Origin of the sequence: Vibrio cyclitrophicus (assembly GCF_024347435.1) — a bacterium.
In the GTDB taxonomy this organism is placed as follows: domain Bacteria; phylum Pseudomonadota; class Gammaproteobacteria; order Enterobacterales; family Vibrionaceae; genus Vibrio; species Vibrio cyclitrophicus.
On sequence record NZ_AP025480.1, the window covers coordinates 1,920,248 to 1,935,588 of the forward strand.

The 15,341-nt window shown below is 42.8% G+C and carries 13 protein-coding genes; 7 read left to right on the plus strand and 6 right to left on the minus strand.

All coding sequences use genetic code 11. The features are described 5' to 3' along the window. Nucleotides 1-184: 184 nt before the first annotated feature. A complete protein-coding gene (ihfA, locus tag OCW38_RS08365) occupies nt 185-481 on the minus strand; it encodes an integration host factor subunit alpha (protein ID WP_004734853.1) in 297 nt (98 codons plus the stop codon). Between the two features lie 652 nt (nt 482-1,133). On the opposite strand from ihfA, the gene OCW38_RS08370 reads away from it, so the two are divergent. The 4 genes from OCW38_RS08370 (at nt 1,134) to OCW38_RS08385 (ending at nt 4,774) form a co-directional block, all read left to right on the plus strand. Continuing rightward, nucleotides 1,134-1,631, plus strand: coding sequence for a Fur family transcriptional regulator (locus tag OCW38_RS08370; RefSeq protein WP_016786204.1), 498 nt, complete (start codon nt 1,134-1,136; stop codon nt 1,629-1,631). A 60-nt stretch (nt 1,632-1,691) separates the two neighbouring features. Then, nucleotides 1,692-3,062 carry a dihydroorotase gene (locus OCW38_RS08375; protein ID WP_261893703.1) on the plus strand — a complete coding sequence of 457 codons (1,371 nt, stop codon included), beginning with the start codon at nt 1,692-1,694 and terminating at the stop codon, nt 3,060-3,062. Nucleotides 3,063-3,204: 142 nt separating this feature from the next. Further along, the gene (locus tag OCW38_RS08380; RefSeq protein WP_102392902.1) at nt 3,205-3,765 is read left to right on the plus strand and encodes an LbetaH domain-containing protein; all 561 of its coding nucleotides are present in this window, start codon (nt 3,205-3,207) and stop codon (nt 3,763-3,765) included. After that, nucleotides 3,755-4,774, plus strand: a complete 1,020-nt coding sequence (locus OCW38_RS08385) for a CobW family GTP-binding protein (RefSeq protein WP_010441249.1) — start codon at nt 3,755-3,757, stop codon at nt 4,772-4,774. The genes OCW38_RS08380 and OCW38_RS08385 overlap by 11 nt, the downstream gene beginning before the upstream one ends. A gap of 128 nt (nt 4,775-4,902) precedes the next feature. Here OCW38_RS08385 and OCW38_RS08390 read toward each other — a convergent pair whose 3' ends face one another. Continuing rightward, nucleotides 4,903-5,835 (minus strand): aspartoacylase, encoded by a 933-nt coding sequence (locus OCW38_RS08390; protein WP_102370783.1) that lies wholly within the window; start codon nt 5,833-5,835, stop codon nt 4,903-4,905. 247 nt (nt 5,836-6,082) lie between these two features. After that, nucleotides 6,083-6,979, minus strand: coding sequence for an EamA family transporter (locus OCW38_RS08395; protein WP_261893709.1), 897 nt, complete (start codon nt 6,977-6,979; stop codon nt 6,083-6,085). 104 nt (nt 6,980-7,083) lie between these two features. Between OCW38_RS08395 and OCW38_RS08400 the strand changes: the two genes are divergently transcribed. Beyond that, nucleotides 7,084-8,481, plus strand: coding sequence for an aminotransferase-like domain-containing protein (locus OCW38_RS08400; RefSeq protein WP_016793554.1), 1,398 nt, complete (start codon nt 7,084-7,086; stop codon nt 8,479-8,481). A 208-nt stretch (nt 8,482-8,689) separates the two neighbouring features. Further along, nucleotides 8,690-9,871 carry an alpha-hydroxyketone-type quorum-sensing autoinducer synthase gene (cqsA, locus tag OCW38_RS08405; RefSeq protein ID WP_016788746.1) on the plus strand — a complete coding sequence of 394 codons (1,182 nt, stop codon included), beginning with the start codon at nt 8,690-8,692 and terminating at the stop codon, nt 9,869-9,871. A gap of 121 nt (nt 9,872-9,992) precedes the next feature. Here cqsA and OCW38_RS08410 read toward each other — a convergent pair whose 3' ends face one another. Beyond that, the gene (locus tag OCW38_RS08410; RefSeq protein ID WP_261893712.1) at nt 9,993-12,041 is read right to left on the minus strand and encodes a hybrid sensor histidine kinase/response regulator; all 2,049 of its coding nucleotides are present in this window, start codon (nt 12,039-12,041) and stop codon (nt 9,993-9,995) included. A gap of 408 nt (nt 12,042-12,449) precedes the next feature. Here OCW38_RS08410 and OCW38_RS08415 point away from each other — a divergent pair, with 408 nt between their 5' ends. Next, nucleotides 12,450-13,580, plus strand: a complete 1,131-nt coding sequence (locus OCW38_RS08415; RefSeq protein ID WP_261875708.1) for an ISAs1 family transposase — start codon at nt 12,450-12,452, stop codon at nt 13,578-13,580. 133 nt (nt 13,581-13,713) lie between these two features. On the opposite strand, the gene OCW38_RS08420 is transcribed toward OCW38_RS08415, so the two are convergent. Further along, complete coding sequence (locus tag OCW38_RS08420) at nt 13,714-13,929, minus strand: hypothetical protein (RefSeq protein ID WP_016784527.1); 216 nt, start codon at nt 13,927-13,929, stop codon at nt 13,714-13,716. Nucleotides 13,930-14,247: 318 nt separating this feature from the next. After that, nucleotides 14,248-15,150: a Vmh family MBL fold metallo-hydrolase gene (locus tag OCW38_RS08425; RefSeq protein ID WP_010441258.1), complete on the minus strand. Its 903-nt coding sequence runs from the start codon at nt 15,148-15,150 to the stop codon at nt 14,248-14,250. Nucleotides 15,151-15,341 lie beyond the last annotated feature (191 nt).

Here is a 15,341-nt window from a genome sequence, read left to right on the forward strand (position 1 = left end):
TTTTGGAGATCAGTTAGGCAGCGTAGCTAGCCGAAAAGCTCAAAGTGAATCTATCGGCTTATAGCTCGAGAAAGTCTAGAAAGCTAGACGAGATAGAGATAAGAATAAAGGGAATAGTTTTAACGCAGTTTAAAATTAGACGTCACATACAAAAAGACCACGCTGTGCGTGGTCTATTGCTTGGCTACTTCTCGATTTTAATATTCTCGACTCGGGCCTTTAGTTTTTGTCCCGGTCTAAAAGTAACAACACGTCGAGCAGAAATTGGAATGTCTTCACCAGTTTTTGGGTTACGACCTGGTCGTTCGTTTTTCTCGCGAAGATCAAAGTTACCAAAACCAGACAGTTTTACCTGTTCGCCATTTTCGAGTGCTTTACGAACTTCTTCGAAAAACACTTCAACCGTTTCCTTGGCATCCCGCTTGCTGTATCCGAGTGTTTCAAACAGGTTCTCAGCCAAATCGGCCTTCGTGAGTGCCATAAAACTTTCCTCAAAGCTATGTTAAACATTGCTACTATCGCCAGTAGCGCCAAAGCATTTACCCTATTCAATCAATGAGATAAGGTCATTTACAAGGAAAGTGTATGCCAAGCTTCTGATTTTCGCCAACTTTTTTATCTCAACTATTGAATTATTCTTTCAAATCAGAAAGATAACTCTCTTAAAAACTCACATATATAGCTAAAAAACATCTACTTACCCGCCATGAAATAGAGTTATAAACTAACAATAAGACAATTATAAGAATTTAAAACTTTAGTTTTCTAAATGTTAATTTCTGAGACTTTTCTCCTATACCCAATAAAATCAGCCACTTGATTTGATATCGAACTCAACAGAGGTTACTTAACAACCGATATTAAATATGAGATTTGTATCATTTCAGAATTTAATTCGATTGGGTCAATAGTCGCTATTGGTATGCATCGCAGAACTGCGACTTTTTAAGCTATGCTTTCAGCTCATGCCAGGCATTGAGCCATGCTACCGCACACATTACCTACCCCATTCAGAACTTCTCTCAAACACCTCTAAGTCTTGATTCTAGGTAACAACAAAGTAAAAAGTACGTTTCACACCTCAGCTTGATATGTTATAACATATCAATACCATCACTAATTATGTAGATTGAATGAGAGACATTGAAGCGATCATTGAGCACGTAAAACAAAGCTGTAAAACCAATGGCCAACAATTTACGGCAAAGAGACTATTGATATTGCGGGCGCTGGTTCATGCAGACAAAGCGCTGTCTGCGTATGAGCTCGTCGATTATTGTAAAGTACACTTTGACCAGCATGTTCAAGCAATGTCGGTTTATAGAGTATTGGATTTTCTTGAACAGCAACATTTAGCGCACAAACTACAAGTATCGAATAAGTACATACTTTGTGACCATATTCTTTGTGAACATGAACATGGTATCCCTCAATTTTTGATTTGCTCTAAGTGCGACAAGATCAGTGAGCAGACAATCAACCCTACGATTATTCAAGATCTTCAATCCCACGCAAAACAGGAAGGTTTTACCGTGGTCACGCCTCAATTAGAGATCAATTGCGTGTGCGATGAATGTGCAGATACAGAGGAACCCAATACCAATACCAATACCAATACCAATAAAAGGTAACCCTTATCTCTCATACGTATCTACTGCATAGACCGAACTATAAGGAGAAATTGAAACGTTATGTCTGCAATGCTCATCAAAAATGCCCGAGTGGTTAATGAAGGCATCACCACCAAGACGGACTTATTAATCGTCGGCAAACGAATTGAACGGATCGCCAAGAACATTCCCCCAAAACCAAACGATGAAGTCATTGATGCTCAAGGTTGTTACCTGATACCAGGCATGATTGATGACCAAGTTCACTTTCGCGAGCCAGGGCTTACTCATAAAGGCTCCATCGCCACAGAATCACGCGCTGCGGTTGCTGGCGGTATTACGAGCTATATGGAGATGCCGAACGTAAATCCGGCCACCACAACCATCGAAGCCTTAGAAAGAAAGTTTGAAATCGCATCACAAAACTCACTTGCGAATTACTCGTTTTATCTTGGTGCGACTGAAGACAACCTAGAACAAATCAAGCAACTCGACCCTGCACGACATTGTGGCGTGAAGGTGTTTATGGGCGCTTCAACAGGCGACCTGCTCGTTGAAGATCCTCAAGCTCTGGATGATATATTCCGAGATTCTCCGGTGCTCATCGTCACCCATTGTGAGAGCGGGCCAATCATCGCTCAAAACCAAGAACAATTACGACAAAAAAAAACCGATTTCACCATCCAAGACCACCCTATTCTTCGAGACGACAAAGCGTGTTACGCCTCCTCGTCTTATGCCATAGAACTGGCAAAGAAACACAATAGCCAACTGCATGTATTACACATCACCACAGCCAAAGAACTGGCTCTGTTTAGTGAAGGTGCAATTCAAGGTAAACGTATTACCGCAGAGGCCTGTGTGCACCACCTTTGGTTTACGAACAATGACTATGCCGTCCTAGGAAACCAAATCAAATGTAATCCCGCCATTAAATACCCAAGTGATCGCGACGCGCTGTTAGCGGCATTAAGCACCGGCCAAATCGACATCATCGCCACTGATCACGCTCCACATACATGGGGTGAAAAACAAGCTCCTTATGAGCACGCACCTGCTGGCTTACCTTTGGTACAACACGCCCTGCTGAGCCTGTTTGACCATGTGCGATTGGGAACAATGACCGTCGCTCAAGTTGTCGAGAAAACCGCACATAACCCGTCTATTCGTTATGCGATACAAAAACGCGGCTTTATTCGCGAAGGCTATTATGCCGACCTAGTCTTGGTTGATCCTCAAGCTCCAACTTTGGTCAGCAACGAAAACAGTTTGTATCAATGCGGATGGTCACCATTCGCAGGACACGAATTCTCCGCTCAAATAAAACATACCTGGGTGAATGGGAGCATGGTTTATACCAATCCAGATGCGTGTAAGAACAAAAATACACATGTTCCTCAAGGGCAAAGCGATAACGAAATGCCAGCAATGAGACTGTCATTCGAACGCTAGTTCAACCGGACTTATCTATCTATTCAAAGTCGTTATACGGAAATAATTCATATATAAAGCAATTAGCATCTAAAACAGTTAGTACGCAAGCAATTAGTACGCAAACAATCAATAAATTAAGCACTCAACAAAAGAATTCAATATGTTAAGAAGAAACCCTAGCGGTCATATGCCAGAGGTGTCGGAGACGGCCTTCATTGACCCAACCGCCATCATCTGTGGCAAGGTGATCATCGAAGATAATGTGTTCATTGGCCCTTACGCCGTGATCCGAGCTGATGAAGTTAATGAACAAGATGACATGGAGCCCATAGTAATTAAGTGCGATACCAACATTCAAGATGGTGTGGTTATTCACTCTAAAGCTGGTGCGGCGGTAACGATTGGAGAACGATCATCGATCGCTCATCGTTCTATCATTCACGGTCCTTGTGAAGTCAGTGATGACGTATTTATTGGCTTTAACTCGGTAGTGTTTAATGCCTTTATAGGCAAAGGCTGTGTGATTCGCCATAACTGCGTGGTAGACGGGCATGATTTGCCTGAAAACTTCCATGTACCACCGATGACCAATATTGGCTCAGGGTTTGATTTGAATAACATCTCAAAGGTGCCACCTGAATATTCAGCATTTTCAGAATCAGTGGTTTCTGCCAACCATACTTTGGTTCAAGGTTATAGGAGAATGGCTAATGAGCTCTGATCATTCACCTGTATTAGGGGTTCCAACCAACATCATTACCGGGTTCCTTGGCGTAGGTAAAACCTCGGCAATCCTCAACTTAATGAAACACAAACCAACAAATGAGCGCTGGGCGGTCTTGGTGAATGAGTTTGGGGAAATTGGCGTCGATGGTAGCTTGTTTCAAGGCAACCAAAGCAAACAACAACAAATTTTCATTCGAGAAGTGCCCGGTGGTTGTATGTGTTGCGCGGCTGGCTTGCCTATGCAGATAGCACTTAATCAGTTATTGTCAGAAGCGAAACCGGATCGCTTATTGATTGAGCCAACGGGGCTTGGTCACCCTAAAGAAGTGTTGCAGGTCTTATCTTCAGAGCATTACCGACAAGTGTTATCGCTACAGAAGAACATTACTTTGGTCGATGCACGTAAACTTTCAGATACCCGCTACTCTGATCACGATACCTTCAATCAACAAATCGCCATTGCTGATACCATCGTAGGGAACAAAGTCGATCTCTACCAAAATGGTGACGCTGAAAAACTGGCGGAGTACGTCGCTCAATTTTGTCACCCCGAGACAAAACTAGTTTTCGCTCACCACGGCAATATTCCTCAAGCTGAATTTGATGGAAACACCAGCTTTTATCGTCATCAAGCAGATGAACATCATCATCATCATCATCACCATCACCAAAACGATAAGCCGCTCGCCTCTGAGTTGCCGATGCCAAAAAGTGGCATGATAAGAGCAACTAACCAAGGTGAAGGATTTGAAAGTGTGGGTTGGCGATTTTCACCCGAAAAACAGTTCGACCACCAGCGCTTACGAAATTTTTTAGTGGGCTTGAAAGCGGAACGAATGAAAGCGGTGTTCATTACACAAAGTGGTATCTTCGGTTACAACTTAACAGAAGATGGTTTGACGGAGTCGGAGCTGGATGATTGTCTTGAAACCAGAATTGAAGTGATCGGACATAACATAGACAATGACTTAGAAAGCCAATTACTCACGTGCTTGGTTAACTGATTAAGCGCGCAGCAAAACACTGATAATCCAAAGTACTCATGAGTGTAGCGAATCGCGGCACTCATGAGTTTTGCTAACAGTTAACTGGTTATTAGATTAACGATTTAATCGATTAACTTATCAACGCACTAACTGACCGAAACTAACCGTTTATCTGCCAATGCCATTGCAACGTTCGCTTTAGCGTAAGCGCTCTCGTTAATGAAGTGTGGGTATATGTCTTGCTCACGCTCCCAAGAAACATCATAGCCAAAGAATGTCGCTAACAACGGTTCACCTTGCTTGACTACCTCGAAGTCTCGGCCACATATTTTTGGGTGCACCGTAGCGATTCTCATACCATCTTTATCAAGTGGTACATTCACCTCTTCAACATAGAAAAACGCACTGTAATCTTTCAATTCTTTAATCTGTTTAAGGTTTTGCTTCTCTACGTAATCCAATACAGCAGTCAACATCTGCTTCATCAGTGTAAGCGTTTCGAACCTGAGCGAACCATGTGCTTGAGCCCCTACTTCGATCATCACGCCATACTTCCCTGCTGTGCAAAGGTATGGCTGTTCATCCCACGGTTTCCTATCTTCAAACAAAATGTTGGCATCAGGCATACGCTGCTTCACGTATGAACCCATTTTTTGATAGAAAGAATCATTCGATAGCAAAATCAATGTCGCGCCCATATTGCTGGTTGTATTGTGTAGATCAACAATTAACTGTTGCTCACTTCCCACATGTTGATCAACAAACCGTTGCGCGACCGCATGCTCAGCGGAATCTGAAGAAAGGTCTTCATTTACACTTGAAAATAGACGATTTAGATCCGTTTCAATATATCGCACATTCTGCTCTACTGCCTTTGGATTAGCGATGACAGAAGTAGTAGAAAACGTCGAACGATCCGCCGAATACAAACGATCTTTAATCAGCTTATTCAGGTAGATACCTGAAAGTTCGTTACCGTGAGTTCCGGCAACCAATAAGAGTTGGTTAATGTTATCCATGTAATTGATGTCCAAATATTGAGTGATAAAACCACACGCTAAAATGATACGATATAACATAACAACTACTGGTACAATTCTCCAGACAACTCCGAAATATTTTCTGTAGTTATTCCAGAACAAACATTCCAAAACAGATGGTTCTCGGCTGACACCCCAAAGCAGAATTGATAAATGGAGATGAATAAGACCTCGTATTTACGAGGCCTTAAATTTTAAACTCAACGTTGTAACTTGGTTTGCAGCGTTCTATTTGATTTACAACGCTGCACCGAGCTTAATACGTGTTACATCAAGGCTTTATCGTTTACGACTGTTTCGCGAGTTTATCTGTCACCGTAGAGCTATTGGTTTTTTCTGGTCTTACTATCAAGCCAATCCCCACAAGAAACAGCGCAGACGCAACAACTTGAGCCACAGATAACACTTCGTCATACATAAAGTAGCCACTGATTAGCGCAAAGATTGGCACAAGTAAGGTTAACGGCGCTGTCGTACTAAGTGGATACTGAATCAACATCTTGTTCCAGACCCAATAACCAAACAAGGTGGTTGGGTACGCTTGGAAAACAACCGCGACGGTGGTGCTCCAATCCCACAACTCTATTCCCTGCCAAATAATCTGCTCACCATGCAACATCACAGCAAACAACACCAATGGAATGGGCGCAAACAACATGCCCCACACGTTAAACGCAAAAGCTTGAGTCGTTTTCGATGCCTTTACAATTACACCCATTAAAATCCAACTGCACGCCGCAATCATAATCAAGATAACACCATTCAGGGTCACATTACCCGTAGCAGCAGATACCAATACCGCTAGTGCGCACATCGCTAACACAGCCCCCATTAGCTTACGTACTGACGCACTCTCTTTGAAAACCCATACACCCACCGCCATACCAATTAATACATTAGTTGAAAGCAACACTGATGACAGCCCCGAAGACAAGCCCGCTGTAATAGACCACGAAGCCATGCCCCAGATGCCAACACCGAACACAAAGCCGTAACTCACTAGATAGCGCCAAGCGACATTAGGTCTCGCCACGAAAAAGATCACCGGAATCACTGCCAAAGCGAAGCGGGCCGCCGTTGCTAATAGGGGGTGGACATTCGTAACACCCATTTTGATCATTGAGAAGTTGAACCCCCAAATTGCCATGACAAACACAGCTAACAACAAATCATTTCTTTTCATACTCACCCCTCTTTTATTTTGGAAGAGTATCCCTTGAACAATAAAACCAGTACAGATACAATTTTTACAATAAAAACCAGTACAGTTAGTGATAGGTCGTGCCGATGAGTATCTACAGAAAGCTTGCTAATCAGTTTATTGATGAGATTGAAGCAGGGAAAAGACCCGAAGGTGGGCGTATGCCTTCGCTTCGTCAGTTGGCGAAACAACAAGCGATCAGTATGTCGACGGTGGTGAGCTGTTACCAAGAGCTTGAATCTCAAGGTTGGATCCACTCACGACCTCAAGCTGGGTATTTTGTTTCACCACATAAACCTTCTCATTCAACCCCTGAATGGGCACAGTTTGAAAGCAAGGTGTCCATCGTTAAGCAAACCTCTTCGACACATAACACCACTAATGGCCCTTTGGGTGTATCCAGTACCACCAACGATGAGCAAACAACCATTGAGTTGGAGCGCAGCTTTCGTCGCTCAATCAAACGGATGGGTGGTAGGCTCAATCATTATCCTGATACACAGGGTGAGCCGATGTTACGACAGGCGCTTTCTACCCACTTCGCCAAACTCGACCTACACTTTGCGTCCGAGGATATGGTGGTAACCGCTGGTTGTATGTCGGCCATTAAAGCGGCTCTGGAATCGTGTACCAAACAAGGCGACACTATTGCGATAAGCTCGCCTTGCTTCAATGGGATACTAGAATTATTGGGAAGAATGTCGCGCAAGATCATAGAGATCCCGTCTTTAGATGACGGTGTCGACCTACAACAACTGGAAACCCATCTTAAAAACAAACAGGTTGATGCTGCGATATTCTGTACGTCACATATGAATCCTCAAGGGATCAATATGTCAGCAAACCAAAAACAAAAACTCGCTGAGTTAGCTAACCAATATCAAACCCCGATCATTGAAGATGATGTCTATCTAGAGCTTTCCTATTCCTCGCATACCCCGCTACCTGCAAAATATTATGACAAAGGTGGTTATGTATTATGGTGTGGTTCAGTGTCTAAGAGCCTTTCGCCAAGCTATCGGTTAGGGTGGTGTCTACCCGGCAGATACATCGAGGAATACAAGGCTCAGTTCTCTGCAGCGAGTTATGGTGTTGCTCTGCCCACGCAACTTGCTGTTGCTGACTTTATTGAATCAGGCCAATACGCGAAACATGTTAGAAGAAGACGTACTCAGCTCCTTTTATTAAGGCAGCAATACCTGAGCTATTTAACCCAACACCTTCCTAAAGGCGTGAAAATAAGTAATCCTCAAGGTGGAATGGTGTTGTGGTTACAAATCCCAAGCCTTGATCAACACACTTTTTCAGAAGGTATCGTTCAGCAACAGATAGATATCCGACTTGGGCAACTATTCAGCACTCTAGATCTGTATAGCAACTGCCTACGGATCAATATGGGTTACTCCATTGAAGGGCAAACAAAGCAGCAATTGGATGATTTGATTCAACTTATCCACCAATGTTCAAATGCCAAGTCCGTATGACTTTTAACGGAAAAATAGTGATTATTCTGCATAAAAAACCAAGTTAGAATTCCGAACAGTAAGGAGAAACACACGCCTTAAAACCCTTAAATGTCGAGTTTGCAAGGGTGCGCCAAATTATGCAACTTGACTAATGACAGCTCATTTATTTTCTTCAATATACCTCCCGTCAGCGCTGGCGTTTTTTTGTATTCGAAGAGAACTTATTATGAGTGATAAATCTAAAAACAAACCACTACCTTCCTTTATTGAAGAACGCTTGAACTTCTATATTCAAGATCTCATTACACAAAACGAAAGCCAAAAACATTTGGTATTGGGGAGTCACCCCAGCCATGACGCAGTGGTAATGCAAAGCAACGATTACCTATCTTTGTCGCACAATGAACAAATCCAGAAAGCACATCGGGACGCAATTTCACAACACGATGACAATGTGGTGATGTCTGCCATCTTCTTACAAGATGAACAGTCGAAACCTGCATTTGAAACCGATCTGGCTAACTTTATGGGAATGGAAAGCTGCTTGCTCTCTCAATCAGGTTGGGCGGCTAACATTGGCTTATTGCAAACGATCTGCCCTCCTAATATGCCTGTGTATATCGATTTTTTTGCACACATGTCCCTATGGGAGGGTATTCGTGCCGCTGGTGCAACTGGCCACCCATTTATGCACAACAACATGAATCACCTTCGTAAACAGATTCAGCGTTATGGTTCGGGTGTGATTGTAGTCGACTCGGTTTACAGCACCATAGGTACGGTAGCCCCACTCCGCGACATCTACGAAATGGCGCAAGAGTTTGACTGTGCCTTGGTCGTCGATGAATCCCATTCACTAGGCACTCATGGTTCAAATGGTGCTGGTTTGGTTCAGGCATTAGGGCTGACTAACAAAGTGGATTTCATTACCGTCAGCTTGGCCAAAACCTTTGCCTATCGCGCTGGCGCTATACTCGGCCCTAAGCGATTATCGGAGACATTACCCTTTGTCGCTTACCCTGCTATTTTTAGCTCGACCGTACTACCACAAGAAGTTATCCGCTTAGAAAAGACTTTAGAGGTTATTAAAGCCTCTGATGATAAGCGAGACACCTTGTTCAAACGCGCTAAAGCACTGACTACAGGGCTAAAGCGAATCGGTTTTAACATTCGCAGTGAATCTCAGATTGTGGCATTAGAATGTGGCAGTGAAAGCAACACTGAGCGTGTACGTGACTTCTTAGAAGAGCGTGACGTGTTTGGTGCGGTATTTTGTCGGCCAGCAACAGGAAGAAACAAAAACATCATCCGCTTTTCGATTAACGCAGACATGACGCCGCGGGACATCGACCATGTTCTCACAGCATGCCAAGAGGCTTTTAATCACCCTGATTTAGAGTTCGTATAAACAGCCACGCTAATCAATAAAACGGCAGGACGGAATGGAAGCTATCATGTCCAATACAAAAAGAGCCCAGCATATCGCTGAGCTCTTTCTTGTCGTCTTATCTGTTTTGAACGATTAAAAGCTAAATCCACAGCGCGATTTTGTCAAACAATCGGTTCTTGTCTGCTGGCTTAACAATGAAATCAGACATACCGGAAGAATCCATCTTCTCTAAGGTGACGGGAGAACTGTCTCCAGTATGTGCAATAATAGGCACCGATGAGTACGCTTTGTTAGCATTTCTAATACGGCGAGAAGCTTCAACACCATCCATAATTGGCATTTCAATATCCATCAGGATCAAATCGATATCGTCGGTATCCAACGCATCTAGTGCCTGCTGGCCATCCTCTTTCTGGATCACATCAAAGCCCTGTTTTTCCAAAAGCATCGCAGTAAAGCGGCGTAAAGATTCATTGTCATCGACCACCATAATGGTGCGTTTGTTCGCGGTATCTAACGGCGCCGCAGACGCAGCTGGTATCACATAGTTCGAATCAAACAACAAGCGGTCCATTGTCGGCTGCGTATTCAAAAGCCAAACTTGCGTTTCAACCCATACAGGTTCAAAAGAGACATTACGAACCCGTTTAATTGGGTGATTCTCAAACAAGTAGACGATTCGAGACTCTGTGAATGAAAGCAACGACTCAATTTTATCAAGACAACTGGCTCTTAAATCTAAACTCTCCATATCGACAAAAATCAAATCGAACTCAAATTGATACTCTTTTTTATTGAGCGTTGATGCTATGTCTAGAATCGTCAGCTCAAACCCCATCGTGCCAGCTAATTCCTTAGCTTTCGTGACCAATATATTTTGCTCACTCACAAACAACACATTTTTTAACTTAGCCAGTTCACTCTTAATATCTTTCACTGTATTTGAAGTCAACGCCGGGAAAATCATCGTAAACTGGGTCCATTCATCGACTTCAGACTGACACTTAATTTCGCCACCAAACGAGCTCATTACCTTTTGGCAGAAGGGTAAGCCCAATCCATAGTTACCCGATTTACCCGTTGTATAAAAATCTTGAAAGATACGGCGAATCTCATCACTTGGAATACCTGAACCGTTATCTGTCACCACGATTTGGTTGACCATCTCATCGCTTTGCATAGTGACATGAATATGAAAATCTTCAGGACTACGATGATGGAACGCGTTCTTGAACAAGTTATACATCACATACTTCAGTAACGTGTCGCTGCCTAAGAAACTAAACTCACCCTTCACATCCAAAGATATTGCTTGTCTGTCTAATGCACGCTTGTAGTTGAAACTCTCTATCGCATCCTCGACGACCGTTTTAGCTGAATGCTTCTTGAAGGTAGAACGAGAGACACGGTTTTCATCGATGGAAGTCAGTAACAGATCAATGGTTTCGTTGCCAGAATGAATGATCTCCATTGCCTCGTCACCCACCTCGCGAAGCTGCCTTACTTCTTGATCGCTCAGCTCATATTGTCCTTTGTGATGACCAGCTTTTGGATTCGGTAATATCGATTGCATTACATCTATAGACGTCAATAAACCACTTAAAGGGTTTCGCATTTCATGCGCAATACCCGCACCAAAAGACTTCGCCAACGACACCTTGGCTTCGTGCTCTACCTGGTTTCGGAAGTAGAATAAGTTACCGAACAAATAGATGAACAAAAAGATAGGCATGTGCGTCCAATCCATTGAGAGTTCGAGATAGAAACCTTGAGCGACCCATGCGCCCAATGTGGCGATGGCTATTCCAGCAAAAGTCTGTGCGAACATCACTTTTGTTACATGAACCAGCAAGATATGCAGGAAGATGGCAGACATGAACGACATTACCCAAACATTGGACCAATTGTTCATTAACAACATGAAGAAAAAGAAACACGGCAAGCAGAGTGTAATGGCAACTTGATAATAAGCCGGAAGATATTTTCGCCATTCAAACGGGACTCGATTACGATAAATGATCCCAAAGAACAGTACCGAGCATAACAAACGTACGGTCAGGTTTTCATATGGCTGAGGGAACAAAAACTCCCAAACAACATAATAAGCCGGAAAGCCGATAAGGCCCATCCAACCCACCAAGGTGAGGTTTGGTTCTGCGTACTGGTAAACTTTACGAATCGCATTCATATAAAATACTTTTCTTCCTAAGCCCTAACGTTTGATTATTTTATGATTCAATTTTGTTTTTATATTTGTGCGCGGATTATATTATATATCTCTTCCACTCAGTGTGGTTTCAATCAAATATATATCAGTGTTTTGCTTTTTAAGGGTAGATTTGTGGTCAGTGTAAGTTCTCATAAAAGCAATAAGACCCTCTAGCCGATACAATACCATATTCCCTATCTAATATATCAACCAACTTTATGCAGGGCAAGATCATGAAAAACCCTTATGGAATAAGGGATGACTAGTAGTCATATTTTCACTAATTAGATACTGAAGTCACAATAATCTCAATACATCCAAGATCGATTTGATGATCAGATTTAGGTGTGATCATATACTGTTTTTTAACAGCAGATATTTAGCCTAATGAACGGATTAAGCCTTTTGGACCATATTTCAGTTATTCGAGACCCTCGCCAAGCTTGGAAAATAGAGCACACGCTAACCGACATTATCTTCTTAACAATTGCAGCAGTGATTGCTGGTGCTGAAGGTTGGGAGGATATTGAAGATTTTGGTGAAGATAACTTGGAATGGCTTAGACAGTATGGTGATTTCAAACAAGGCATACCAGTACACGATACCATTGCCCGAGTTATCAATCTTATTTCCGCCAAGCAACTGCAACGATGTTTTACTGCGTGGATGAAAGACTGTCATGAGGTGACTGAGGGTGAAGTGATTGCTATCGACGGCAAAACTCTCAGAGGCACATACAACAAAGACAAGCGTTGTGGTGCAATCCATATGGTTAGTGCGTTTAGTGCTGCAAATCAAGTTGTGTTAGGGCAGGTTAAAACAGCAGACAAAAGCAATGAAATCAAAGCGATCCCCGAACTGCTTGAAATGCTTTCCTTACGAGGTTGCTTAGTGACGATTGATGCTATGGGATGCCAGAAGGATATAGCTGAAAAGATAGTCGGCCAAGATGCAGATTACCTCTTAGCGGTAAAAGGTAATCAAAAACGATTGGAGCAAGCGATTAGCCAAGTCTTTAATTCTAGTATGCTTAATAGTTTTGAAGGTGATAAATACGTCACTCAAGAGAAAGGACATGGTCGTACAGAAACGCGTTTGAGTATGGTTGTTCACAATACAGATTTCTTAGGCGATATAGCGCTTGATTGGGCGGGACTCTCCACCATTGGTATGGTCGTTTCAATTCGTCAAGAAGGTGATAAGCCAGCAGAAACAATGCAAATCAAGCACTACATAAGCTCAGCAAAACTGACAGCTAAAGCTTTACTCGAGAGCACGCGAGCACATTGGAGCATTGAAAATCAGATGCACTGGCGATTAGACGTAGGTTTTAAAGAAGATGAATGTCGGATTCGTCGAGAGCAAGCTGGTGAGAATTTAGCAGTTATAAGACATATAGCTTTAAATCTGCTGACGGAAGAAACCAGCTTCAAAGCAGGGATCAAAAGAAAGCAGAAAAAAGCAAACCGTAGCAATAGCTACCTTTCGCAAGTCCTTGCAGTACAAGGGGCTTCGTAATCTTGCCCTGCAACTTTATGAGTGAATCCGTATCCTGCCAATCTACTATTGCTGGGCCCACAACAAATAGTAGCAACTGCAACAAGGCAAGGTACGATCTTTGACACATTTTAGTGTCCTTCGAATATCGACTTTATAGAGCAGTAATAGGTTTGGCGTAATCCAACATTTCGTCAAAATATGGGTTATAGGCAAGCCTTGCTGGACCCTCCCTAGCTCCTTTTATCCCCAACGGTTCATCACTATTCAAACAAGCTTTATAGTCAAGAGGAGCAGTGCTGTTACGACGCATCTGGAATTGACCATTAGCGCCATAATAGAAGTTGTCTTCACGGTACAACAAGCTCATGTGAGAGAAGTTACTGATGCGTTTTGACGGTACGCGACTATCAAATGGCTAGCCAATTGCTATCGCTGAGTTATACACATGCCTCACCTCAATAAGAGATTGACTATCGGCATACCTTTATTGAACCAACGCAGTGCAAAAAAAAAGCGCTCCTAAATAGGAGCACTTTTTGTTTTTTGATACTTCCTGTATCCGTAGACAAGTCCAATCTGTAGTACCTTCACTGAAAGCCAGATCATCGATATCTCCAGTTTTGTATCAACTTAAATCTAGCACACAATCTTCAAGCTTTTCTGAGATACAACCGAGATAAAGAACTTAGTGCCACTCCATCTCACCACTTAGCACCTTGGCACCCAGTTCTAGGTCGCCTTCTGTTGCCTTAAATTGTGGGTATGCTTTCTTCATGTGATCACTGATATCAATAGACGTTGGATTACTTGTGCTTACCAGTGCCTTTTCAATGTCTGCCACATAATCCACCGTAAATTGAACACCGTTAGTGCCCGTTGGCATTTCACCTAAGTAGTGGCCTGGAATAACAACTTCAGGCTCAAGTGCCTTCATGCGTTCTAAAGATTGTGACCACTGGCTACGAATCTCTTTCGATGCAGTATCAGCCATCCATACATGCACTCCACTGTATACCGACACGCCACCAAACACCGTTTGTTCTGATGGCACCCACAAGTAAGCTTGGTGTGTGTTGATTTCTTTTACTTCGATAGTTTCGCCTTCTAGGCTGAGTGTTGTGTCGTTCAATACCGTCGGAACAATCACTTTAGATGGCGCACTGTCATCCAAGATTGGGCCCCAATATGCCAACTTCGCGTCTTTAGTGCGCTTAATGTGTGCAACTACCGCTTCGCTAGCGACAACATCTACGTGAGGAAATGCCGAAACTAACGGTTCCAAACCAAAGTAAAAATCCGGATCGCCACTGCTGATGTAAATCATTGATAGCTCTTTACCAGTAGCTTTAATTTGTTCAACCAACTTTTCTCCATCTGCGACACTAAACTGAGCATCGAACAGAATCACTTCCTTTTCACCTGAGACTAAGACTGAACTTGCTGGAAATATCGCATTTTCACCGGGATTATAGTGAGTGATCGTTAAATCCGCCGCAGACACTGCACTTGATGCCGCCAGTATGGTTCCTAGACTCATCGTTCTTAACAGCGCGGTTTTTGATAAAAGGATCTTAGATAACTTTGTCATAGTTTTATTCCGTAATTTAAAACTGAATATCGGTCAGCTCATTGAGTATGTGAACATCTTATTTGATTGAATTTAGATTAAATAGACATCATATTGACTTTCACTGTTGCACTTTTCGAACATATCGTAGTTTTCAGAGACATTGATTTCAGAGATACTGGTTTATAAACAAGTAATCAGACCAATTAGAT

Coding starts and splice junctions, on each gene's coding strand:
- ihfA (WP_004734853.1), bottom strand. CDS start 481: ATGGCACTCACGAAGGCCGATTTGGCTGAGAACCTGTTTGAAACACTC.
- OCW38_RS08370 (WP_016786204.1), top strand. CDS start 1,134: ATGAGAGACATTGAAGCGATCATTGAGCACGTAAAACAAAGCTGTAAA.
- OCW38_RS08375 (WP_261893703.1), top strand. CDS start 1,692: ATGTCTGCAATGCTCATCAAAAATGCCCGAGTGGTTAATGAAGGCATC.
- OCW38_RS08380 (WP_102392902.1), top strand. CDS start 3,205: ATGTTAAGAAGAAACCCTAGCGGTCATATGCCAGAGGTGTCGGAGACG.
- OCW38_RS08385 (WP_010441249.1), top strand. CDS start 3,755: ATGAGCTCTGATCATTCACCTGTATTAGGGGTTCCAACCAACATCATT.
- OCW38_RS08390 (WP_102370783.1), bottom strand. CDS start 5,835: ATGTTATATCGTATCATTTTAGCGTGTGGTTTTATCACTCAATATTTG.
- OCW38_RS08395 (WP_261893709.1), bottom strand. CDS start 6,979: ATGAAAAGAAATGATTTGTTGTTAGCTGTGTTTGTCATGGCAATTTGG.
- OCW38_RS08400 (WP_016793554.1), top strand. CDS start 7,084: ATGAGTATCTACAGAAAGCTTGCTAATCAGTTTATTGATGAGATTGAA.
- cqsA (WP_016788746.1), top strand. CDS start 8,690: ATGAGTGATAAATCTAAAAACAAACCACTACCTTCCTTTATTGAAGAA.
- OCW38_RS08410 (WP_261893712.1), bottom strand. CDS start 12,041: ATGAATGCGATTCGTAAAGTTTACCAGTACGCAGAACCAAACCTCACC.
- OCW38_RS08415 (WP_261875708.1), top strand. CDS start 12,450: ATGAACGGATTAAGCCTTTTGGACCATATTTCAGTTATTCGAGACCCT.
- OCW38_RS08420 (WP_016784527.1), bottom strand. CDS start 13,929: ATGAGCTTGTTGTACCGTGAAGACAACTTCTATTATGGCGCTAATGGT.
- OCW38_RS08425 (WP_010441258.1), bottom strand. CDS start 15,150: ATGACAAAGTTATCTAAGATCCTTTTATCAAAAACCGCGCTGTTAAGA.